18 protein-coding genes are annotated in these 21,139 nt (G+C 70.1%); 12 read left to right on the top strand and 6 right to left on the bottom strand.

Annotation, left to right across the window (positions count from 1 at the left end; all coding sequences use genetic code 11):
• Positions 1 to 53 precede the first annotated feature (53 nt).
• Positions 54 to 482: an OsmC family protein gene (locus tag FIU88_RS05305; RefSeq protein ID WP_152478443.1), complete on the bottom strand. Its 429-nt coding sequence runs from the start codon at positions 480 to 482 to the stop codon at positions 54 to 56.
• Positions 483 to 634: 152 nt separating this feature from the next.
• Here FIU88_RS05305 and FIU88_RS05300 point away from each other — a divergent pair, with 152 nt between their 5' ends.
• The gene (locus tag FIU88_RS05300) at positions 635 to 1,519 is read left to right on the top strand and encodes an aldo/keto reductase (RefSeq protein ID WP_152478442.1); all 885 of its coding nucleotides are present in this window, start codon (positions 635 to 637) and stop codon (positions 1,517 to 1,519) included.
• Between the two features lie 28 nt (positions 1,520 to 1,547).
• Here FIU88_RS05300 and FIU88_RS05295 read toward each other — a convergent pair whose 3' ends face one another.
• Both FIU88_RS05295 and nfi read right to left on the bottom strand, forming a co-directional pair.
• A complete protein-coding gene (locus FIU88_RS05295) occupies positions 1,548 to 2,111 on the bottom strand; it encodes a DUF1415 domain-containing protein (RefSeq protein WP_016855554.1) in 564 nt (187 codons plus the stop codon).
• Between the two features lie 64 nt (positions 2,112 to 2,175).
• Positions 2,176 to 2,874, bottom strand: a complete 699-nt coding sequence (gene nfi / locus FIU88_RS05290; RefSeq protein WP_152478441.1) for a deoxyribonuclease V — start codon at positions 2,872 to 2,874, stop codon at positions 2,176 to 2,178.
• A gap of 199 nt (positions 2,875 to 3,073) precedes the next feature.
• Between nfi and FIU88_RS05285 the strand changes: the two genes are divergently transcribed.
• From FIU88_RS05285 to FIU88_RS05275, 3 genes are read left to right on the top strand one after another with little or no spacing between them, the layout of a single operon-like run.
• A complete protein-coding gene (locus FIU88_RS05285) occupies positions 3,074 to 4,339 on the top strand; it encodes an exonuclease SbcCD subunit D C-terminal domain-containing protein (protein ID WP_152478440.1) in 1,266 nt (421 codons plus the stop codon).
• The gene (locus FIU88_RS05280; RefSeq protein WP_152478439.1) at positions 4,336 to 7,641 is read left to right on the top strand and encodes an AAA family ATPase; all 3,306 of its coding nucleotides are present in this window, start codon (positions 4,336 to 4,338) and stop codon (positions 7,639 to 7,641) included. The genes FIU88_RS05285 and FIU88_RS05280 overlap by 4 nt, the downstream gene beginning before the upstream one ends.
• Before the next feature lie 37 nt (positions 7,642 to 7,678).
• Positions 7,679 to 8,539: an SDR family oxidoreductase gene (locus FIU88_RS05275; RefSeq protein WP_152478438.1), complete on the top strand. Its 861-nt coding sequence runs from the start codon at positions 7,679 to 7,681 to the stop codon at positions 8,537 to 8,539.
• Between the two features lie 235 nt (positions 8,540 to 8,774).
• On the opposite strand, the gene FIU88_RS05270 is transcribed toward FIU88_RS05275, so the two are convergent.
• Positions 8,775 to 9,305 (bottom strand): DUF3455 domain-containing protein, encoded by a 531-nt coding sequence (locus FIU88_RS05270; protein WP_016855549.1) that lies wholly within the window; start codon positions 9,303 to 9,305, stop codon positions 8,775 to 8,777.
• A gap of 381 nt (positions 9,306 to 9,686) precedes the next feature.
• Between FIU88_RS05270 and FIU88_RS05265 the strand changes: the two genes are divergently transcribed.
• The 4 genes from FIU88_RS05265 (at position 9,687) to FIU88_RS05250 (ending at position 13,082) form a co-directional block, all read left to right on the top strand.
• On the top strand, positions 9,687 to 10,253 hold the full coding sequence (locus FIU88_RS05265) for a hypothetical protein (RefSeq protein WP_016855548.1): 567 nt from the start codon (positions 9,687 to 9,689) through the stop codon (positions 10,251 to 10,253).
• Positions 10,254 to 10,361: 108 nt separating this feature from the next.
• A complete protein-coding gene (argE, locus tag FIU88_RS05260; protein WP_016855547.1) occupies positions 10,362 to 11,519 on the top strand; it encodes an acetylornithine deacetylase in 1,158 nt (385 codons plus the stop codon).
• Position 11,520: 1 nt separating this feature from the next.
• Positions 11,521 to 12,255 carry a glutamine amidotransferase gene (locus FIU88_RS05255; protein WP_152478437.1) on the top strand — a complete coding sequence of 245 codons (735 nt, stop codon included), beginning with the start codon at positions 11,521 to 11,523 and terminating at the stop codon, positions 12,253 to 12,255.
• A gap of 71 nt (positions 12,256 to 12,326) precedes the next feature.
• Complete coding sequence (locus FIU88_RS05250; protein ID WP_253742756.1) at positions 12,327 to 13,082, top strand: FadR/GntR family transcriptional regulator; 756 nt, start codon at positions 12,327 to 12,329, stop codon at positions 13,080 to 13,082.
• Positions 13,083 to 13,191: 109 nt separating this feature from the next.
• Here FIU88_RS05250 and FIU88_RS05245 read toward each other — a convergent pair whose 3' ends face one another.
• Together FIU88_RS05245 and FIU88_RS05240 are read right to left on the bottom strand one after the other, a co-directional pair.
• A complete protein-coding gene (locus tag FIU88_RS05245) occupies positions 13,192 to 14,991 on the bottom strand; it encodes an IlvD/Edd family dehydratase (RefSeq protein WP_152478436.1) in 1,800 nt (599 codons plus the stop codon).
• A gap of 28 nt (positions 14,992 to 15,019) precedes the next feature.
• On the bottom strand, positions 15,020 to 16,765 hold the full coding sequence (locus FIU88_RS05240; RefSeq protein WP_152478435.1) for an IlvD/Edd family dehydratase: 1,746 nt from the start codon (positions 16,763 to 16,765) through the stop codon (positions 15,020 to 15,022).
• A 232-nt stretch (positions 16,766 to 16,997) separates the two neighbouring features.
• On the opposite strand from FIU88_RS05240, the gene FIU88_RS05235 reads away from it, so the two are divergent.
• The 4 genes from FIU88_RS05235 (at position 16,998) to araD1 (ending at position 21,130) form a co-directional block, all read left to right on the top strand.
• A complete protein-coding gene (locus FIU88_RS05235) occupies positions 16,998 to 18,020 on the top strand; it encodes a TRAP transporter substrate-binding protein (protein WP_152478434.1) in 1,023 nt (340 codons plus the stop codon).
• Positions 18,021 to 18,106: 86 nt separating this feature from the next.
• Positions 18,107 to 18,685: a TRAP transporter small permease subunit gene (locus FIU88_RS05230; RefSeq protein ID WP_152478433.1), complete on the top strand. Its 579-nt coding sequence runs from the start codon at positions 18,107 to 18,109 to the stop codon at positions 18,683 to 18,685.
• Positions 18,685 to 19,986 (top strand): TRAP transporter large permease subunit, encoded by a 1,302-nt coding sequence (locus FIU88_RS05225; protein ID WP_152478432.1) that lies wholly within the window; start codon positions 18,685 to 18,687, stop codon positions 19,984 to 19,986. The genes FIU88_RS05230 and FIU88_RS05225 overlap by 1 nt, the downstream gene beginning before the upstream one ends.
• A gap of 157 nt (positions 19,987 to 20,143) precedes the next feature.
• Complete coding sequence (gene araD1, locus FIU88_RS05220; protein ID WP_152478431.1) at positions 20,144 to 21,130, top strand: AraD1 family protein; 987 nt, start codon at positions 20,144 to 20,146, stop codon at positions 21,128 to 21,130.
• The last annotated feature ends 9 nt before the right edge of the window (positions 21,131 to 21,139 follow it).

Genomic DNA, 21,139 nt, shown 5'->3' with positions numbered 1-21,139 from the left:
GAAGGTGGCCTCGCTGACTGGCGTCTATGGTTCGGTGGATCGCGCCGGGCGCCTCAGTCCAGCTTGGCGTCCAGGGTGATCTCGGCATTGAACAGCTTCGACACCGGGCAGCCGGCCTTGGCCTTCTCGGCCGCGTCCTGGAAGGCCGCCTCGTCGGCACCCGGCACGCTGGCGCGGGTCTCGAGATGCACGGCGCTGATGCTGAAGCCGCTGTCGTCCGGCGCCAGGCTGACGGTGGCGCGGCTGGCGATGCGATCCGGCGTGTAGCCCGCCTCGCCGAGGATCATCGACAGCGCCATGGAGTAGCAGCTGGCATGGGCGGCGCCGATCAGCTCCTCGGGGTTGGCGCCGGACTCGTCCTCGAAGCGCTTGGCGAAGCTGTACGGCGCCTCGTTCAGCGTGCCGCTCTGGGTGGATACCGTGCCCTTGCCGTCCTTGAGGCCGCCCTGCCAGACGGCGCTGCCGTTCTTCTGGATGCTCATGTCGACTCCTTGCGCTTGGATGGTCGGAATTTCCGTCTCTACACGATAGACCATGGGGACGATAGCACCGTGTCACAAGGGCGGATTGCGCCGCGGGATCGGCATCTCCAGACTGGACGCGAGTCTTCAGCACAAAAAAGATAGGAAGCGCCATGACACAACCCGCTCGCGTCACCCTGCCGGCCACCGCTCACGAGCCGGCCGTGGAACTGCCCGCCATCGGTCAGGGCACCTGGTTCATGGGCGAAGGCCCCGCTTCCCGCGCCGACGAGGTCCGCGCCCTGCAGCTGGGCCTGGACCTGGGCATGACGCTGATCGACACCGCCGAGATGTACGCCGACGGCGGCGCCGAGAAGGTCGTCGGCGAGGCCCTGGCCGGGCGTCGCGACGAGGCCTTCCTGGTCTCCAAGGTCTACCCCTGGAACGCCGGGCGCGACACGGCCATCGCCGCCTGCGAGGCGACCCTCGAGCGCCTGGGCACCGACCACCTGGATCTCTACCTGCTGCACTGGCCCGGCGGCATCCCCATCGACGAGACCCTGGAGGCCTTCGAGCGGCTGCGCGAGGCCGGCAAGATCCGCCGCTTCGGCGTCTCCAACTTCGACGTCGACGACATGGAGACCCTCTACGCACGCCCCGGCGGCAGCGACTGCGCCGTCAACCAGGTGCTCTACCATCTGGGCTCGCGCGGCATCGAGCACGCCCTGCGTCCCTGGCAGCGCCAGCAGGGCATGCCGCTGATGGGCTACTGCCCGCTGGCCCGGGCCGGCCGACTGCAGCAGGACCCGCTCAGCAATCAGGTGGTCAACGCCCTGGCCGCCGAGCAGGGCCTGACGCCGGCCCAGCTGCTGCTGGCCTGGGCGATCCGCCCGGTCGACGGCCTGCGCGACCTGATCGCCACGCCCAAGGCCGTCCACCCCGACCACGTCCGCGACAACGCCGCCGTGCTCCAGGCCACCCTCGACGACCAGGCCATAGACCGCCTGGAGGCCGAATTCCCGGCCCCGTTCGCCAAGGAACCGCTGGACGTGGTCTGAGGCGCGGCTAGCGCGACGAGCATCGGAGCTAGCCCTGCCCCGATGCCCCGCGCAGCGCCGCCAGCGAGGCGGCCAGGGCGTCGTGGCCCCTGCGCTCCATCAGCGCCGCATTGCGCTCGGGAATGGCCTCGGGGTCCGGATAGTGCGCCAGCGCGCGCTCCAGCCCGGCCTCGCGGATCAGGTGCCACATCGGCCAGGGCGAGCGATTGGTGAAGTTGCGCGGCGAATCCTCGGCCTCGCCCTCGAACTCGTAGTCCGGGTGGAAGCTCGCGATCTGATAGACACCCTCGTAGCCCTGCTCCTCCAGCAGCGCCTCGGCCATGCCCAGCGCATCCAGGTAGTCGTCGAAGTCCGCCAGGCCCTCGCTCAGCACCATCAGCGTGGTCTCGGTTCCGGCGTGCTCGTCGAGGTGCCAGCACTCCTCCATCAGCCTCATCAGCGCGGCCGCGGGATCGGTGGCATCCACCTCGACGTAGCGGATGCTGTCGCGGGCCACCTCGCGGCCGGCGAAGGGGCACACCTCGAGGCCGACCACGAAGGTCTCGACCCAGGCACGGGTGGCCGCAAGGGGGCTGGGGGCAGAAGCGCTCATGTCGGGCATCCAGATAGAGAAGGAAGGGGCGCCATGGTCGGCTGCCCGGCCAGGGATGGCAAGCTCAGCGCCGTGTCTGATCCCGCCTCGAGGCCAGCCGGTCGGCCAGCCGCGTCGGCTCCGGCAGCTTGGTGCGCCCCAGGCAGGCCAGCGTCCAGTCGAGCGCCGAGGCCAGCGACAGCCGATGCCCCGGCGAGACGAACACCGGCTTCACGCCCCGCCGCGAGCGCAGCACCGTGCCGATCGTCTCCTCGCCGCCGGGGCCCTTGTCGACCAGCGGCGTGCCGTCGCCCCGCTCCGGACCCGGCTCGTCGTGGCGACCGCACAGCCGTTTCTTGGCCACGCCGATGGTCGGCAGATCGAGCCACAGCCCCAGGTGGCTGGCCACGCCCAGCCGGCGTGGATGGGCGATGCCCTGGCCGTCGACCATCACCAGCTGCGGCCGGGTGACGAGCCTCTCGAAGGCCGCGAGCGCCGCCGGCACCTCGCGAAACGACAGCAGCCCCGGCACATAGGGCATGCGCGTCGGCTCGCGGTGTACCGCCTGCTCGACCACCTCGAAGGCGCCCTCGCCCGTCGGCGGCCAGGCCAGCACCACCACCGCGGCGCGGGTGATCTCGCCCCCCTGCTCGAAGCCGATATCCACCCCGGCGATGCGGCTCACCGCCTCCAGGCGATCCTCGCGCTCCACTCGCCCGGCCAGGCGCCGCTGCAGCGCGATGGCCTCGGTGGGGGAAAGGTTCCAGTCGTGCAGTTCGATCATCGAAAAACTCGGAATATCAAAGTGGACATCACGCGGGGCGCCGGGGACAGGTCGCAGAGTTTTTTCATGTCGCCGGATCAGCCCCGCACCGGGTGGATATCGGGAAGCCACCGATCGCTCAAGGCGCTCCCTGATGTGTCGGCGGCGCTCGGGTTAGACTAGGCCCTTTCGACCGTGTGACGGAACACCGGGGGACGCCATGCTGAGACTGATCCACACCGCCGACTGGCACCTGGGCCAGAGCTTCCACGGCCAGGAACGCCATGAGGAGCACCGCGCCTTCCTGAGCTGGCTGCTCGAGACCCTGGTCGAACGCGAGGCCGACGCCCTGCTGGTGGCCGGCGACATCTTCGACGTGGTCAATCCCTCGCTGCGCGCCCAGGAACTGCTCTTCGACTTCATCGTCGGCGCCCACGAGCGGCTGCCCGGGCTCGACATCGTGCTGATCGCCGGCAACCACGACAGCGGCAACCGCATCGAGCTGCCCGCCCCGCTGATGCAGCGCCTGCGCACCCACGCCCGGGGCCGGGTACGCTGGCTCGACGACGGCCGACTCGACGCCGGACGCCTGCTGGTGCCGCTCACCGACGCGGCCGGCGAGACCCGCGCCTGGTGCCTGGCGCTGCCCTTCCTGCGCCCCGCCGAGGTCACCGGCCAGATGGCCACCGACGAGACCGGAAACGGAGAGGACGCGCCCAACGACTACGTCGCCGGCATCAACCGCGTCCATCGCGAGCTGATCGACGCCGCCCGCGAGCGCCGCGACGACGGCCAGGCGCTGGTCGCCATGAGCCACGCCCACCTGCACGGCGCCGCCGTCTCCGAGGCCAGCGAACGGCCGATCGTGATCGGCGGCGAGGAGTCGATCTCCGCCGCCCTGTTCCCCGACGATATCGCCTACGTGGCGCTGGGCCACCTGCATCGCGCACAAAGGGTCGGCGAGGCGCGCATCCGCTACAGCGGCAGCCCCTTGCCGCTGGACTTCAGCGAGCTCAACTACGCCCACCAGGTGGTCGAGGCGACCCTCGACGGCGAGCGGCTGGCCGGGGTCGAGTCCCTGCCCGTGCCGCGCCCGGTGGCCATGCATCGGCTCGGCCCCGCGCCGCTCGACGCCGTGCTGGCCGAGCTGGAGGCGCTGGAGCTCGATGCCGATCTGCCGAGAGAACGCTGGCCCTGGCTGGAGCTGCGCGTCGAGCTGGAGGCGCCGATGCCCGACCTGCGCGCCCGGGTCGATGCCGCCCTCGAGGGCAAGCCGCTGCGCCTGCTGCGCCTCGAGCGCCGCCTGCCCAAGGTCGCGGCCGAGCACGCCCCCGAGCGCGTCGACCTCGAGACCCTCGGCCCCCGCCGGCTGTTCGAGCGCACCTGGCAGGGCCGCTGGGGCGAGCCGCCGGACGACGACATCCTGGCCGACTTCGACCGGCTGCGTCAGGACGTGCTGGACTCAGGCGAGGAGGACTCCGCATGAAGATCCTCGCCCTGCGCCTGGCCAACCTGGCCTCGATTCCCGGGCCGCTTGCGCTCGACTTCACCGCGGCGCCGCTCAGCGATGCCGGGCTGTTCGCCATCACCGGCCCCACCGGCGCCGGCAAGAGCACCCTGCTCGATGCCCTGTGCCTGGCGCTCTACGGCGGCACGCCTCGGCTGCGCCAGGCCCCCGGCCGGGAGGCGCCGCTGCCCGACGTCGGCGACGCCACCCTCAACACCGCCGACCCGCGTACCCTGCTGCGTCGCGGCACGGCCAGCGGCTTCGCCGAGGTCGACTTCCTCGGCCGCGACGGCCGCCGCTACCGCGCCCGCTGGGCCGTGCGCCGCGCCCGCGAGAAGGCCAGCGGCCGCCTGCAGGCGGTCGACCAGTCGCTGCGCGACCTCGACGACGACCGCCTGCTGACCAACCAGAAGCGCGAGTTCGACCGCCTGCTGCCGGAGTGCCTGGGCCTGACCTTCGAGCAGTTCACCCGCGCCGTGCTGCTGGCCCAGAGCGAGTTCGCCGCCTTCCTCAAGGCCGACGACAACGAGCGCAGCGACCTGCTGGAGCGGCTGACCGGCACCAGCGAATACTCCGCCATCTCCATGGCCGCCTACCGCCGCGCCAGCGAGGCCAAAAAGGCCGTGGAGACGATCGAGGCCCGGCTCGCCGACGACCTGCCCGCCGAAGCCGAGGCCCGCGCCGAGCTCGAACGCGCCGCCGAGACCACCCAGCGAGCGCTTACCGACCTGCAGGCGCACTCGGCTTCGCTTCAGGCCAGGCAGCGCTGGCATGAACAGGATGATCAACTGAACGCCAGCTTCCAGCGCGGCCAGCACGACGTGGACACGGCCGAGGACGCCTGGAGTGCGCTCGTCTCCGCCCGGCAGGATCAGGCGTGGCGCCGGGTGATATTGCCCCGGCGTCATCAACTGACGCGCCAGGCCGCGCTGCCCGGCGAGCTCGAGGCCCTGGAGGCCAACCACCAGAAGACGCAGCGAGCGCTCACCGACGCCGAGCGTGCGCAGGAAAAGGCCAGGTTCGCCAGCGAGGCCGCCGAACGCACGCTCGTCGAAGCCGGCGAGGCACGCCGCCAGGCCGAGCCCGCGCTGCGCGAGGCACGCGAACTGGCCCAGCGCCTCGCGACCCAGGACCAGCAGCTGGCGGAGCTCGAGCGCACCCATGAGGAGCGCCGTCGACGCGCCGCCGCCCTCGCCGAGCAGCGGCGCCAGGCCGACGCGGCCCACGCCCGGCGACGCGAGCAGCGCGACCGCTGGCACGCCGCCCTCGAGCGCCTGATCGGCGACCATGACGGCCTGGACAGCGCCCGACAGACCGCCCAGCGGGCCCACGATGCGGCGGCCCAGCGCCGCCTCGAACTAGGCGAGCTTCACGGCCGCTGGCAGGACGCCTGCCGCGCCGAGCAGGCCCATCAGACGCTGAAGACGCGCCTGGCGGACAGCGAGCAGCGACTCGAGGCGCTGCTCGGCCGGGGCCAGGCCGCCCGGCAGCGCCTCGACGACGCCGAGCGCCACCTCACGAGCATTCAGGCCTTCGTCGAGCGCAGCCGCGCCGTGCGCAGCGAGAGCGTGGCCCGCCTGCGCGAGGGCCTCGCGGAGGGCGAACCCTGCCCGGTGTGCGGCGGGCTCGAGCATCCCTGGCGCCACCGGCCGCCCGCCTCGCCGGAGGCCGCCCAGCTCGCCGCCCAGCAGGCGGAGGAGGATCGCCAGCTGGCACAGGCGCAGGACCAGCGCGACCGGGCCTACCAGCAGCGCCATGACATCGAGGGCGAATACCGCGCCCTGAAGGCCTCGGTGACCCAGCAGGGCGAGGACCTCGGCAGCGCCGACCGGCAGCGCGCCGAGGCGCAGCGCACGCTGGACGCGCATCCGCTGCAGCCGGAGCTTTCCGCCATCGCCGCCGAGGAGCGCGAGGCCTGGCTGGGCCGTCAGCGGCAGGCCATCGAGGCCCAGCGGGACGAGCAACGGCGCATCCTCGACGAGCTGTCCCGGGCCGAGGCCGAACTCGCCCCGCTGAACCGGGCGCTGCATCAGGACGAGATCGAGCTCGCCCGGCTCGGCTCCCAGCAGAGCGAGCTCGAACAGGAGCTCGCCGGGCTGGCCGAGCGGCTGCCGCCGCTGCGTCGGGCCCGCGAGGCCCTGGCCGCCGACCTGCGCGCCCGCCTCGGCGATCACGCCTCGCCGGACGCCTGGCAGCAGCATCTCGACGCCCGCCAGGAGAGCGCCCGCCGGGACCGGGACACTGCCCAGGCGGCACATCACGCGGCGCAGACCGAACATCAGCGCCTCGCCCAGCAGGCGAGCCACGAGGCCGAGCGGCTCGAGGCGCTGCGCCGCGAGCGCGACGCCCTCGCCGCCGAGCTGGCCGAGTGGCGGCAGGCGCATCCCGAGCTGGACGACGCCACCCTCGCCCGGCTGCTGGCCCAGTCCGACGACGAGGCCGAGCGCCAGCGGCGACAGCTGGAAGACGCCGACCAGGCCCGCCAGCAGGCCGCCGCCGCCCTCAGGGAACGCCGCCAGGCGCTGATCGATCATCGCCGCGAACAGGCGCTGGTCGAGGCCGACGACGGCGAGCCGGCGCTGCTCGACGCCCCCGCCGAGGCCGAGATCGCCCGTCGCCGCGAGGCCCTGGGTGAAGAGCGCGAGGCCCTCACCCCGCGGCTTAACGCCGCCCAGCAGCAGCGTGACGAGGCCGCCCACGCCCTGCACGACGACGACCGCCGGCGCCGGCGCCAGCAGGACGCCCAGGCCGAGCTCGAGGCGGCGCGGGCCGAGCATCGCCGCTGGGGCCGCATCAGCGAGCTGATCGGCTCCGCCGACGGCAAGGCGTTCCGGCGCATCGCCCAGGCCTACAATCTGGAGCAGCTGCTGGAGCATGCCAACGCGCACCTCGGCGGGCTGTCGCGGCGCTACCGGCTGGTGCGCGGCGGCAGCGAGCTCGGGCTGCTGGTGGTCGACCACGACATGGGCGACGAGCGCCGCTCGGTGCACTCGCTGTCCGGCGGCGAGACCTTCCTGGTCTCGCTGGCCCTGGCGCTGGGGCTGGCCTCCATGGCCTCCGGCGAGCTCACCATCGAATCGCTGTTCATCGACGAGGGCTTCGGCAGCCTCGACCCGCAGTCGCTGGCGTTGGCCATGGAGGCCCTGGACGGCCTGCAGGCGCTGGGCCGCCGCGTCGGGGTGATCTCCCACGTCCAGGAGATGCACGAGCGCATCCCGGTGCAGATCCGCGTCGAGCCGCTGGGCAACGGCACCAGCCAGGCGCGGCTGGTCGGCGGCTAGCGATCAAGAGACACATGAAAGGGAAGGAGACACGAGGATGCCGGAAGGCCAAGAGACGACGCGCAGCCTGCTGATCACCGGCTGTTCCAGCGGGATCGGCCATGCCGCGGCCCATGCCATGGCCAGGCGCGGCTGGCGGGTCTTCGCGACAGCAAGAGCCGCCGAGGACGTCTCGCGCCTCGAGGAGGAGGGCCTGGAGGCCCTGCGGCTGGATCTGGCCGACAGCGCCTCGATCGCGGCCGCGGTGGAAGACGTGCGCGAGCGCACCGGAGGGCGGCTGACGGCGCTGTTCAACAACGGCGCCTACGGCCAGCCCGGCGCGGTGGAGGACCTGAGCCGGGACGTGCTGCGCGAACAGCTCGAGACCAACCTGCTCGGCACCCACGAGCTCACCACTCGAGTGCTGCCGATGATGCGCGCCCAGGGCCACGGGCGCGTCGTGCACAACAGCTCGGTGCTGGGCTTCGCCGCCCTGCCCTATCGCGGCGCCTATGTGTGCTCCAAGTTCGCCCTCGAGGGCCTCGCCGATACCCTGCGCCAGGAGCTCACCGGCAGCGGCATCCATGTCAGCCTGATCCAGCCCGGCCCCATCGCCAGCCGCTTCCGCGAGAACGCCTATCGCGCCTACCGGGCCAACATCGACGCCGCCCACAGCGCCCACGCCGACACCTACGTGAAGGTGGAGGCCCGCCTTTCCAGCGAGGACGGCAAGGGGGCCTTCACCCTCGGCCCCGAGGCGGTCGTCGACAAGCTCATCCACGCCCTCGAGCACCGTCGCCCGAAGCCCCGCTACGCCGTGACCGTCCCCACCCACCTGTTCGCCGCGCTCAAGCGGGTGCTCAGCACCCGGGGCATGGATCGGGTGCTGCTGCGGGTGACGAGAAACGAGCGGGAGTGAGTCGCCAGGCATTCCTCATTGGCGGTCTGCCGTGTTGGGGGCCACTGGCCATCTGCCGGCCGCGAAGATGGCTCGGTTCGGACACCGCCGCGGGGGTTTCCGAGGGAATCTTCTGGAGGCCTGGATACCGCAGGTGCTGCGCTTGTGGCTTGGATTCTAGGTCACAAATGCCCGGCAAGCGACGCCCCCACCCGGCTCGGGTGGGGGCGTCGCGGTGCTCGCCGTTCACTGGGTACTAGCTTGCTTTCCAGAAAAGGTAATCCGCCTGGTAGTTGACGATTTCTGTGGCTCCCGCGTTGTCTGCCGAACAAGCTGAATCCGGCGCCACGCCGCCTTGAGTGTTGAGACGCTGGACGTAGGTCACGCCGGTCATGGCACCTTCCCCCATCGCGGGGTTCGCCTCGACGAGCTGGAAGGGAATGTTGCCATCCCCGCCGGGCGCGGTGGCCAGCTGGGTACCGGTGATCTTCGAGCCATCACTCGCCTCCCAGGTGGCGGGCGGGCCATAGTAGGAGCCGACCTGTTCGTCGCCGTCCATGAGCATGGCATCGGGCCCTTTGAAGACCCATCCCATGGCGCCATCCTCTCTTGTTTCACAGGCGTAGGTGATTTCGCCCTTCCCGACGGTCTCGAGGAAGACCGTGTTGCCTGCCGGGACCGCGACCTCTTCGGGAGCCTCCATGCCCGCGAAGGCGGAAGAAGCCCCCAGTGCCATGCTCATCGCTACAACGAAACCCATTCCCGCTTGTGTTGAGTAGACGTTCATGTCTCTCTCCATTGTTGACGGCTGCAGAAGGTGTTGCGTGGATAGATACGCCGTGCGGCCGTGCCGGGTTTCGCTTTTTCTCGTTTTTTTGACATGGCGATGGTGGCTCCCTCATGAGACAGGTGGAGGACACGGCCTGGAGTCGCGGCGGATGCCCCTGTCATGCGGTGATGTGCGCCGGCACCGGCATGGTGCATGCCCTCCTGGGACTCCCTTATCTCGCACCAAAATAGACCATCATGCTGGCTCAAGACCCGAAAGCCACACAATCTGTCTATTTCCTCCCGAATGACATAAGATTCTCCCGGCAGCGGATGTACCCGATCCGCCGTTTCTTCGGCGGCCCTTACCCGGGCCAACGAGTTCATCAGGAGAACCACCATGTCCTCTGATCCCGTCACTCTGATGGTGGCGCGCCGCGTGGCCAGCGGCCGCTATCGCGACTTCATGCGCTGGCTCGAGGAAGGCCGCGAACTGGCCTCCGACTTCGGCGGCTACCTCGGCTCCGGCGTGCTGGCACCGCCCCCCGGCGACGACGAATACCAGATCATCTTCCGCTTCCGCGACGCCGAGACCCTGGCGACCTGGGAGCATTCCGCCTCGCGCCGGGCCTGGCTGGCCCGCGGCCAGGGGCTCTTCGACGCGCCCCACGAGCATCGCGCCACCGGCCTGGACCGCTGGTTCCAGCCAGCCGGCAGCCCCGCGCCGCCGCGCTGGAAGCAGGCCATCGCCATCTGGCTGGCGTTCTTCCCGGTCTCGCTGGCCTTCCAGATCCTGTTCGGCGACGCCCTGGCCACGCTGCCGCTGGTGCCGAGGGTGCTGGCCAGCACCCTGATGCTGACCCCGGTGATGGTGTTCCTCTTCATCCCGCTGTCGACGCGGCTGCTGGGCCCCTGGCTGCGCGGCGAGCCGCTGCGCGCGCCGCGGCTGCGGCGTCGCTCGACCTGAGCGGCACGACGCCTCATGTCTGCCCTCTCTCATGGCGCCGCGACCATCCCTCGGGTCCGGGCGGCGTGATAGGCTAGGCGGCGACGTCACCCTGCTTCGGAGCCGACCATGACCGCCGCCCAGTTCCTCGAGAGACTGGTGGGCTTTCCCACCGTGTCCCGCGACTCCAACCTGGACCTGATCGCCTTCATCGAGGCCTGGCTCGACGACCATGGCGTCGAGCACTGGCGCGTCGACAGCGACGACGGCACCAGGGCCAACCTGCTGGCCCGCATCGGCCCGGCGGTCGAGGGCGGCGTGGTGCTCTCCGGCCATACCGACGTGGTACCGGTGGACGGCCAACCCTGGTCGACCGATCCCTTCACCCTGACCGACAAGGGCGACGGCCGCCTCTACGGCCGCGGCACCTGCGACATGAAGGCCTTCATCGCCTGCGCCCTGGCCGAGGTGCCGCGCTGGGTTGAGCTCGAGCTGGAAAAGCCGCTCTATCTGGCCTTCTCCTACGACGAGGAGATCGGCTGCGTCGGCGCACCGCGCATGATCGAGCGGTTGATGGCCGACCATCCGCGTCCGGCGGCGGTGTTCGTCGGCGAGCCGACGCTGATGGAGCCGGTGGTCGCCCACAAGGGCGCCACCAACCTGCGCACCACCGTGACCGGCCGCGCCTCGCACTCCAGCCAGATCCACCAGGGCGTCTCGGCGATCCACGTCGCCGCCCGGCTGGTGACCTTCATCGAGGACGTGATGAGCGAGCTGCGTGCCGAGGGCCGCGTCGACGAGGCCTTCAACGTGGTCCACTCCAGCCTGCACGTGGGCAAGATCCAGGGCGGCACCGCCATCAACATCATGGCCCGGGAATGCAGCTTCGAGTGGGAGATCCGCCACCTGCCGTCGGACCGCTTCGAGGACCTGGTCGGCCGCGTCGAGGCCTACGCCGAGACGCTGCAGGCCGAGATGCGCGAGCGCGCCCCGGACGCCGGCATCCACACCGAGCGGCTCAACGTCACCGTGCCGGCGCTGGCCGACGACAACAACGCCGAGGTACTGACGCTCTGCCGCGAGCTGGTCGGCGAGGCGCCGGCCGGGGCCGTGGCCTACGCCACCGAGGCCGGCCAGTTCCAGCGCGCCGGTTTGCCCACGGTGATCTGCGGCCCGGGCAGCATCAGCCAGGCCCACCAGCCCGACGAGTACCTGGAGATCGCGCAGCTGGAGGCCGGCTCGGCCTTCATGCGCGCCCTGGGTCAGCGACTGGCTCGGGGGAACTGAGATGCCGCGACTGCTGATCGTCAAGACCGGCGACGCCTTCGACGACGTGGTCCGCGACCACGGCGACTTCGAGGCGCTGTTCCGCGACCGGCTCGCCCCCGCCTGCGGCGAGTTCAGCCTCGAGGTGTTCGATGCCCGCCACGACGGCACCCCGCCGACGCTGAGCGCCGACGATGCCCTGGTGATCACCGGCTCCCACGCCATGGTCAGCGATGCCGAGCCCTGGAGCGAGGCGCTCAAGCCCTGGCTGCGCGAGGCCCGCGAGCGCGGCGTCGCCATGTTCGGCGTCTGCTACGGCCACCAGCTGATGGCCGCGGCCTTCGGCGGCGACAGCGGCTATCATCCCGCGGGCCGCGAGACCGGCACCCACCCCGTGCGGCTGACCGAGGCCGGCCACCGGGACGCCCTGCTGGGCGCGCTGCCCGAGACCTTCCCCGCCCAGCTGACCCACGCCCAGTCGGTGCTCCAGGCACCGCCGGGCACCGAGGTGCTGGCCGTGAATGACCATGACCGCTTCCAGGCGCTGCGCTACGGGCCCCGTCAGTGGAGCGTGCAGTTCCATCCCGAGTTCACCCCGGCGGTGATGCGCGCCTACCTGCGCCATCAGGCCGAGGGGCTGGCCGAGCAGGGCCGCGACCCCGAGGCGCTGCTGGCGGCGGTGTCACCGACGCCGGAGGCCACCTCGCTGCTGGCCCGCTTCTGCGGGCTGCTGGCGGGCGCCGAGGCGGCGTCCTGACACCAAGGTCACATTGATGAAACGTGCAACATAGAACACAATATGTTGAATCTTTACCGGACGCGGGACTCGTGACAGACAAGCAGCGCAAGACATCCCCTCGCCCCAGCGTGGCCGATTTCCTGGCCGAGGCCATCTTCTCCGGCCGCTATCAGCCCGGCGACTTCGTGCCCAAGGAGGTCGACCTCTGCGAGCAGTTCGCCATCAACCGCTCGGCGGTGCGCAGCGACCTGCGCCAGCTGGTGGACGTGGGCATCATCGAGCGCATCTCGGGCCACGGCTCCAAGGTGCGCGAATACGCCGAGTGGAACATCCTCGATCCCCAGGTCACCGACTGGATGACCCGCTACGCCGCGCCCAACCCGGGCATTCAGCGCGAGATCCTGTCGTTTCGCCTCGACGTCGAACCCTATGTGGCGATGACCGCCGCCAAACGCGCCACGGCCCGCGACCTGGTCGCCATCGAGGAAGCCTTCGAGGGCATGGGCCAGAACCTGCACGGCGCCGACGGCCAGGAGGCCCGGCTGCACAGCGACTACGACGTCGCCTTCCATGTCGCCATCTTCAAGGCCACCCACAACATCGTCTGGGCCCAGCTCTCGCACATCCTCAGGCCCTCGATCTACATGCTGGTGGCGGAGTCCAACGTCAGCGCCAGCGACCCCGAGGACAGCCTGGAGCGCCACCGACAGCTGATGGAGAGCATCCGCGCGCGCCAGCCCCGCGAGGCCTTCCTCGCCGCCCAGGCGGTGCTCGCCGGGACCGCCGAGGCGCTGGGCATCGAGTCCGGCGACAGCGCCCTGGGCCGCCAGCTCGACCTGGGCTGAGTCCGGCGCGCCTAGCTCCCACTCGGCCCTATATCACCGAACGCGCAACAGAACGCGGCCGGCGCCGGGAGGGGCGCCGGCCGCGTGCTGTTGCGCGTTCCACGTGGTTTCAGTGATTATCCCGCGGCGGGCTGACCCGGGCCACGTCGCGATACTTGGTCGCCGGCGCCAGGGTCATGCCGCGGTCCAGCGGCTCGACCATCGAGCGCTGGATCTCCTGCCAGGGCGTCTGATGCCCGGGATAGCGATAGCCGCCCTCGGCCTCCAGGCGCTCGCGGCGCGCGGCCAGCTCGGCGTCGTCGACCATCAGCGTCACCTCGCAGCGGCCGAGATCGACGCGCAGCCGGTCGCCGCTCTCGAGCAGCGCCAGGGGCCCGCCGGTGGCGGCCTCCGGCGAGGCGTTGAGGATCGACGGCGAGCCCGAGGTGCCCGACTGTCGCCCGTCGCCCAGGCACGGCAGGGACTCGATGCCGGCGCGGATCAGCGCCTCGGGCGGCTGCATGTTGACCACCTCGGCGCCACCGGGATGGCCCACCGGACCGGCGCCGCGCATCACCAGGATGGTGCGTGCATCGATCTCGAGGGCGGGATCGTCGATCCGGGCGTGATAGTCCTCGGAGCCGTCGAACACCACCACCCTGCCCTCGAAGGCGTCGGGGTCCTCGGGGTCCTCGAGGAAGCGCTGGCGGAAGTCCGCGGCGATCACGCTGGTCTTCATCAGCGCCGAGTCGAACAGGTTGCCCTTGAGGTTGAGGAAGCCCGCGTGCTCGACCAGCGGATTGGCGTAGCGGCGAATCACCTCGTCGTCGGCGGTCTCGCGGCCGGCCAGGTTCTCGGCCAGGGGGCGGCCGTTGACGGTCGCCACCTCGCCGTGGAGCCGGCCCGCCGCCAGCAGCTCGAACATCACCGCCGGCACGCCGCCGGCGCGGTGGAACTCCTCGCCGAGATAGGCCCCGGCCGGCATCACGTTGGCCAGCAGCGGCACCTCGTGGCCGAGACGCTGCCAGTCGTCGTTGTCGAAGGCGACGCCGGCGTGGCGGGCGATGGCGTTGAGGTGGATCGGCGCGTTGGACGACCCGCCCAGCGCAGAACAGGTGATGGCGGCGTTCTCGAACGCCTCGCGGGTCAGGATGTCGCTCGGCCGCAGGTCGTCCCAGACCATGTCGACGATGCGTTCGCCGGTCTGATAGGCCACCGCGCCCCGCTCCTTGTAGGGCCCGGGGATCATCGCCGAGCCGGGCAGGCTCATGCCCAGCGCCTCGGCCAGGGAGTTCATGGTCGAGGCGGTGCCCATGGTGTTGCAGTGGCCCACCGAGGGCGCCGAATCGGCGATTCGCGAGAGGAACTCGGGATAGTCGATGTCGCCGGCGGCCAGGCGCTTGCGCATCTCCCACACCACGGTACCGGAGCCGACGCGCTCGGCGCCGCGCCAGCCGTTGAGCATCGGCCCGCCGGACAGCACGATGGCCGGGATGTTGACCGTGGCCGCGGCCATCAGGCTGGCCGGGGTGGTCTTGTCGCAGCCGGTGGTCAGCACCACGCCGTCCAGCGGATAGCCGTGCAGCACCTCGACCAGCCCCAGATAGGCCAGGTTGCGATCCAGCGCCGCGGTGGGACGGCGCACGTTCTCGTGGATCGGGTGCAGCGGGAACTCGAAGGGCACCCCGCCGGCGGCGCGGATGCCGTCCTTGACCCGTTTCACCAGTTCGATGTGGTGCCGGTTGCAGGGCGTGAGATCCGAGCCGGACTGGCAGATGCCGATGATCGGCCGGCCGCTGGTCAGCTCCTCCAGGGTGATGCCCTGGTTCATGTAGCGCTCCAGGCAGAGCGCGGTGGTGCCGGGATGCTCGGGATTGTCGAACCAGTCGCGCGAGCGCAGCCGGTCGGAGGTCATGGAACCATCGTTCATGGTGCGTTCCGTCATGGCGTCCGTTACCTCAGTGCGAGTGGCGCGGCACGTCGGCGCCCCGCGGGCCGACCAGGAAGTCGAAGTCGCAGCCCTCGTCGGCCTGCAGCACGTGCTCGATATAGAGCTGGCGGTAGCCGCCGCTGCGGGCGATCTCCTTCGATTCGGCGGTGGGATCGCTCTCGGCCAGGCGCGCCTCGAGCTCGGCCTCGCCGACCTCCAGATGCAGCCGGCCGCTCTCGCAGTCGAGCGCGATCCAGTCGCCGTTGCGCACCGCGGCCAGCGGGCCGCCGGCGGCCGCCTCCGGCGCCACGTGCAGCACCACGGTGCCGTAGGCGGTGCCGCTCATGCGGGCATCCGAGATGCGCACCATGTCGGTGATGCCCTGCTCCAAGAGCTTGGACGGCAGGCCCATGTTGCCGACCTCGGCCATGCCGTGATAGCCGCGTGGCCCGCAGTTCTTCATCACCAGGATGCTGTCGGCAGCGACGTCCAGGTCCGGGTCGTTGATGCGAGCCTTGTAGTCGTCGAAGTTCTCGAACACCACCGCGCGGCCGCGATGCTGCATCAGCTCGGGGCTCGCCGCCGAGGGCTTGAGCACCGCGCCGCCCGGCGCCAGGTTGCCGCGCAGCACGCACATCCCGCCATCGGCGCGCAATGGTGAGTCCAGCGGGCGGATCACCTCGTCGTTGTAGAGCGGCGCGTCGCAGACGTTCTCCCACAGGGTCTTGCCGTTGACGGTCAGGGCGTCCTTGTGCGGCAGGCGGTCGGCCTCGCCGAGGCGCTTGAGCACCGCGGGCAGGCCGCCGGCGTAGTAGAACTCCTCCATCAGGAAGCGCCCGGAGGGCTGCAGATCGACGATGGTCGGCGTGCCGCGGCCGATGCGCGTCCAGTCGTCCAGCGCCAGATCGACGCCCATGCGCCCGGCGATGGCCTTCAAGTGAATCACGGCGTTGGTCGAGCCGCCGATGGCCGCGTTGGTGCGGATGGCGTTCTCGAAGGCGTCCTTGGTCAGCACCTTCGACAGCCTCAGGTCCTCGTCGACCATCTCGACGATGCGGTTACCGGAGAGATGTGCCAGGACGTAGCGGCGTGAATCCACCGCCGGGATCGCCGCGTTGTGCGGCAGCGAGGTGCCGAGGGATTCCGCCATGCAGGCCATGGTCGAGGCGGTGCCCATGGTGTTGCAGGTGCCCGCCGAACGCGACATGCCGGCCTCGGCGGCCATGAAGTCATGGATCGAGATCTTGCCCGCCTTGACCTCCTCGGAGAGCTTCCACACCACGGTGCCGGAGCCGATGTCCTGGCCCTCGTGCTTGCCGTTGAGCATCGGCCCGCCGGTCACCACGATGGTCGGCAGGTCACAGCTGGCCGCGCCCATCAGCAGCGCCGGGGTGGTCTTGTCGCAGCCCACCAGCAGCACCACGGCGTCCATCGGGTTGCCGCGGATCGCCTCCTCGACGTCCATGCTCGCCAGGTTGCGGGTGAACATCGCCGTGGGGCGCAGGTTGGACTCGCCGTTGGAGAACACCGGGAATTCCACCGGGTAGCCGCCGGCCTCGAGGATGCCCTTCTTGACGTGCTCGGCGATCTTGCGGAAGTGGGCGTTGCAGGGCGTCAGCTCCGACCAGGTGTTGCAGATGCCGATGATCGGCTTGCCCTGGAACTCGTGGTCGGGAATGCCCTGATTCTTCATCCAGCTGCGGTACATGAAGCCGTTCTTGTCGGCGCTGCCGAACCACTCGGCGCTGCGCAGCCGGCGCTTGCTGTCTGTCATGGAAGCCTCTCCTCATCGCGTATCGCGGCCTGTTCTCGTGTCGAGCGTCTCACCCGGAGCGCGGCCCTCGGGCGGCGCGGCCATGACATGACGGTAGCCGGATGCCGCCCCGTAGTCGACACATACGAAAGTATATGTTGAACAAATATGCCGTATGTACAACATTTAGGGCCCGCGACGGCACGCCAGCCGGAGCGCCGCGACACAACAACAGCTTCGATGGAGAGTTCCGATGCCCTACCTCAAGACGCCCCGCCTGCTGCTTACCGGCACGGCGCTGATGCTCGGCCTGTCCTCCGCCCAGGCGGCGGAATACGAGTGGAAGTTCCAGGCCTCCGAGACCGCCGGCGAACCCAGCTTCCAGATCAAGCAGGAGTGGGCCGACCGGATCGAGACCATGACCGACGGCCGGGTGAGCATCGAGATGCTGCCGATCAACGCCGTGGTCGGCCCCACCGAGACCCTGCAGGCGGTCTCCTCCGGCATCCTCCAGGGCCACATGACCGATCCCAGCTACTTCTCGGGCCAGGACCCGGCCTTCGGCATGATCGGCAACCTGGTCGGCGCCTGGAACGATCCCTACGACTTCCTGGAGTTCATGAAGCAGGGCGGCGGCGAGGCGCTCTACAACGAGCTGGCCTCGCCCTACGGCACCCACCTGATCAGCGCCGCGACCTTCCCGCTGGAGTCGATTCCCTCCACCGTCGAGGTCGACTCCATCGCCGACTTCGAAGGCCTCAAGATCCGCGCGCCCCAGGGCATGGTCTACAACATCTTCGAACGCATCGGTGCCACCCCGGTCAACCTGCCGGGCTCCGAGGTCTACACCGGCCTTGAGAAGGGCGTGATCGACGCCGCCGACTCCACGGTGCTGTCCAACAACGACGCCATGGGCATCCACGCCTTCGCGCCCTACCCGCTCTATCCGGGCTTCCACTCCATGCCGATGATCGCCGTGTCGATCAACCAGGACATCTGGGACGGCCTGCCCGAGGACATCCAGACCACCCTCGAGACCGCCTTCGACGGCATGGCCTATGACCTGATCGCCCGCCTCAAGGCCCAGGACATCGAGACCCTGCAGGCACTCAACCAGAACCCCGACGTTACACCCATCGACCTGCCCGCCGAGGAGCGCAAGGCATTCCGCCAGGCCGCCGAGCAGGAATGGGCCGAGTGGGCCGGCCGCAACGAGATGACCCAGAAGATCTACGACCAGGCCACCGCCTTCCTCGAGGCCCGCGGCCAGCTGTAATCCCCAGCCACAACGGACGGCGGCGCCCGTGCGCCGCCGTCTTCCCTGACGTTCATGACGGCGCATCCCGCGCCCCCGGAGGAGTCATGTCTTCCCCCCTTCCCGACGATCCCGCCGCGATCGAAGGCGACAGCGCGCCGCCCGTGCGCGGCGCCTTCGACCGCGGCGTGGTCATGGCCGCTAGCGGCGCCGCCTGGCTGGTGTTCATCGCCATGGCGATCAGCGTCTATGAGGTCATCATGCGCTACGCCTTCAACTCGCCGACCTCCTGGGTCCACGAGAGCGTGGTGATGCTGGTCGCGGTCGGCTTCGCCCTGGGCGGCCCCGCCGCGCTGGCCAGCGATCGCCATATCCGCGTCAAGGTGCTCTACGACGCCGCCAGCCCGCGCTGCCGGCTGTGGCTCGACCGCTTCAACGACCTGGTGACCTTCGGCTTCTGCCTGGCCATGAGCTACGCCGCCTTCACCATGTTCTGGTCGGCCTCCCACAACCCGCTGGGCGAATGGCAGCTGGAACGTTCCGGCACCTCCTGGAACCCGCCGTTTCCGGCGCTGGTGAAGGGCATGATCCTGCTGGCACTCGCCATCATGTGCGTGCAGTCCTGCCTGCACCTGATCCGCTCGCTGCGCCGCCGGCCCGACACCACATCACACGAGACCGACTGATGGATATCGCAACCGGAACCCTGCTGATGGTGGGGCTGATCTTCGCCCTGCTGATCACCGGCCTGCCGCTGGCCTTCATCACCGGCCTGGTCGCGCTCTCCTTTACCTTCGGCTGGTTCGGGCCCAACGCCCTGCCGCTGGTCACCAGCCGGGTCTACGGCTTCGTCACCGAATACTCGCTGGTGGCGGTGCCGATGTTCGTGCTGATGGCCTCGTTGCTGGACCGATCGGGGATCGCCAAGGACCTGTTCAACGCCATGCGGGTGTTCGCCGGCCGCCTGCCCGGCGGCGTGGCCGTGCAGACCATCGTGGTGGCCTTCTTCCTGGCCGCGCTGTCCGGGATCATCGGCGGCGAGATCGTGCTGCTGGGCATCCTGGCGCTGCCGCAGATGCTGCGACTGGGCTATGACAAGCACCTGTCGATCGGCGTGGTCTGCGCCGGCGGCGCGCTCGGCACCATGATGCCGCCGTCCATCGTGCTGATCATCTACGGCCTGATCGCCTCCCAGTCGATCGCCGACCTGTTCACCGCGGCCATCACCCCGGCGGTGATCCTGATGGCCAGCTACATCGGCTACGTGCTGGTGCGCTGCCTGAAGAACCCCGAGATGGGCCCGCCGATGACCGACGCCGACCGCGAGGAAGGCTTCGCCACCCGCGGCCAGGCGCTGCGCGCCATCATCGTGCCGGCGCTGATCGCCGGGCTGGTGCTGGGCTCGATCTACGGCGGCGTGGCCTCGGTCACCGAGGCGGCGGCCATGGGCGTGTTCGGCGTGCTGCTGGCGGTGGTCGCCCGCGGCGAGTTCTCGTTCAAGACCCTGCACCAGAGCCTCGGCCAGACCCTGACCACCTGCGGCATGATCATCTGGATCGGCATCGGCGCCGCGGCGCTGGTGGGCGTCTACAACCTGATGGGCGGCAACCGCTTCATCTCGAGCATGATCATGGGCCTCGACGTGGCGCCGATCGTGATCATCCTGGTGATGATGGCGATCCTGCTGGTGCTGGGCATGTTCCTCGACTGGATCGGCGTGGCCATGCTGACGCTGCCGATCTTCGTGCCGATCGTCGAGCAGCTGGGCTACAGCCCGATCTGGTTCGGCATCCTGTTCGCGGTGAACATGCAGGTGTCCTTCCTGTCGCCGCCGTTCGGCCCGGCCGCCTTCTACCTCAAGGGCGTGGCCCCACCCGAGGTCAGCCTCAAGGACATCTTCGTCGCGGTGCTGCCCTTCATCGCCCTGCAGCTGTGCGTGCTGTTCGCGCTGCTGTTCTGGCCCGACATGGCCATGTGGCTGGTGTAACCGCGCCGGCAAGGCGACGCCCCGTCGCCTTGCCTCGATCACCCACATTTAAAATCAACATATAAAAACATATGTTGCACATACACCCGGCGCCGGGGCTATGATGGGGCCACGTCAATGCCTCGTCGCCCCGACCCGACAGCCGAGGAAACTCGCCATGCGCATCATCCAGTGCCTTCATGACGGTGCGGCCCGCGCCGCCCTGGTCGAAGACGACAACACAGTCCGCCTGACCGAGGCCGACACCTACACCCTCGCCCGGCGTGCCATCGCCGCCGGCCGGCCGCTGGCCGAGATCGTCGAGGCGGCGCTGACCGAGACCCGCCTGGACTACCAGGGGCTGATCGACGGCGCCCAGCTGCTGCCGCCGCTGACCCACGACGACCCGGCCCACTGCCTGGTCACCGGCACCGGCCTGACCCACCTGGGCAGCGCCGATACCCGCGCCTCCATGCATGCCAAGGCCCAGGCCGACGAGTCCGAGCTGACCGACTCCATGCGCATGTTCAAGCTCGGCGTGGAGGGCGGCAAGCCCGCCGCCGGCGAGACCGGCGCCCAGCCGGAGTGGTTCTACAAGGGCGACGGCGACTGCGTGGTGGCCCCCGAGGCGCCGATGCCGGTGCCGGCCTTCGCCGAGGACGCCGGCGAGGAGCCGGAGCTCGCCGGGCTCTACGTCATCGGCGACGATGGCCAGCCCTGGCGCGTCGGCTACGCCATCGGCAACGAGTTCTCCGACCACGTCACCGAGCGCTTCAACTACCTGTGGCTGGCCCACTCCAAGCTGCGCCACTGCAGCTTCGGCCCGGAGCTCTTGATCGGCGAGCTGCCCGACCACCTCGAGGGCACGAGCCGCATCGTGCGCGGTGGCGAGACCCTGTGGGAGAAGCCGTTCCTCACCGGCGAGGCCAACATGGCCCACACCGTCGCCAACCTCGAGCAGCACCACTTCAAGTACCCAGGCTTCCGGCGCCCCGGCGACGTCCACGTGCACTTCTTCGGCACCGCGACGCTGAGCTTCGCCGACGGCGTACAGACCCGCGACGGCGATCGCTTCGAGATCGCCCTGCCGGCCTTCGGCCGCACGCTGCGCAACCCGCTGGCGTTCGAGGCCGACACCACCGATACCCCCGTTCAATCCCTGTGACCTCAGGAG

It is taken from the genome of Halomonas sp. THAF12 (assembly GCF_009363675.1).
In the GTDB taxonomy this organism is placed as follows: Bacteria; Pseudomonadota; Gammaproteobacteria; order Pseudomonadales; family Halomonadaceae; genus Halomonas; species Halomonas smyrnensis.
Note: the sequence above shows the minus strand (reverse complement) of the source record. Positions and strands in the feature narration are given on the sequence as shown.

Bases quoted from the DNA above. Each gene is read 5' to 3' on its own strand.
- FIU88_RS05280 (WP_152478439.1), top strand. From the start codon at position 4,336: ATGAAGATCCTCGCCCTGCGCCTGGCCAACCTGGCCTCGATTCCCGGG.
- FIU88_RS05275 (WP_152478438.1), top strand. From the start codon at position 7,679: ATGCCGGAAGGCCAAGAGACGACGCGCAGCCTGCTGATCACCGGCTGT.
- FIU88_RS05305 (WP_152478443.1), bottom strand. From the start codon at position 482: ATGAGCATCCAGAAGAACGGCAGCGCCGTCTGGCAGGGCGGCCTCAAG.
- FIU88_RS05245 (WP_152478436.1), bottom strand. From the start codon at position 14,991: ATGAACGATGGTTCCATGACCTCCGACCGGCTGCGCTCGCGCGACTGG.
- argE (WP_016855547.1), top strand. From the start codon at position 10,362: ATGACCGCCGCCCAGTTCCTCGAGAGACTGGTGGGCTTTCCCACCGTG.
- FIU88_RS05240 (WP_152478435.1), bottom strand. From the start codon at position 16,765: ATGACAGACAGCAAGCGCCGGCTGCGCAGCGCCGAGTGGTTCGGCAGC.
- FIU88_RS05295 (WP_016855554.1), bottom strand. From the start codon at position 2,111: ATGAGCGCTTCTGCCCCCAGCCCCCTTGCGGCCACCCGTGCCTGGGTC.
- FIU88_RS05255 (WP_152478437.1), top strand. From the start codon at position 11,521: ATGCCGCGACTGCTGATCGTCAAGACCGGCGACGCCTTCGACGACGTG.
- araD1 (WP_152478431.1), top strand. From the start codon at position 20,144: ATGCGCATCATCCAGTGCCTTCATGACGGTGCGGCCCGCGCCGCCCTG.
- FIU88_RS05270 (WP_016855549.1), bottom strand. From the start codon at position 9,305: ATGAACGTCTACTCAACACAAGCGGGAATGGGTTTCGTTGTAGCGATG.
- FIU88_RS05265 (WP_016855548.1), top strand. From the start codon at position 9,687: ATGTCCTCTGATCCCGTCACTCTGATGGTGGCGCGCCGCGTGGCCAGC.
- nfi (WP_152478441.1), bottom strand. From the start codon at position 2,874: ATGATCGAACTGCACGACTGGAACCTTTCCCCCACCGAGGCCATCGCG.
- FIU88_RS05285 (WP_152478440.1), top strand. From the start codon at position 3,074: ATGCTGAGACTGATCCACACCGCCGACTGGCACCTGGGCCAGAGCTTC.
- FIU88_RS05300 (WP_152478442.1), top strand. From the start codon at position 635: ATGACACAACCCGCTCGCGTCACCCTGCCGGCCACCGCTCACGAGCCG.
- FIU88_RS05225 (WP_152478432.1), top strand. From the start codon at position 18,685: ATGGATATCGCAACCGGAACCCTGCTGATGGTGGGGCTGATCTTCGCC.
- FIU88_RS05235 (WP_152478434.1), top strand. From the start codon at position 16,998: ATGCCCTACCTCAAGACGCCCCGCCTGCTGCTTACCGGCACGGCGCTG.
- FIU88_RS05230 (WP_152478433.1), top strand. From the start codon at position 18,107: ATGTCTTCCCCCCTTCCCGACGATCCCGCCGCGATCGAAGGCGACAGC.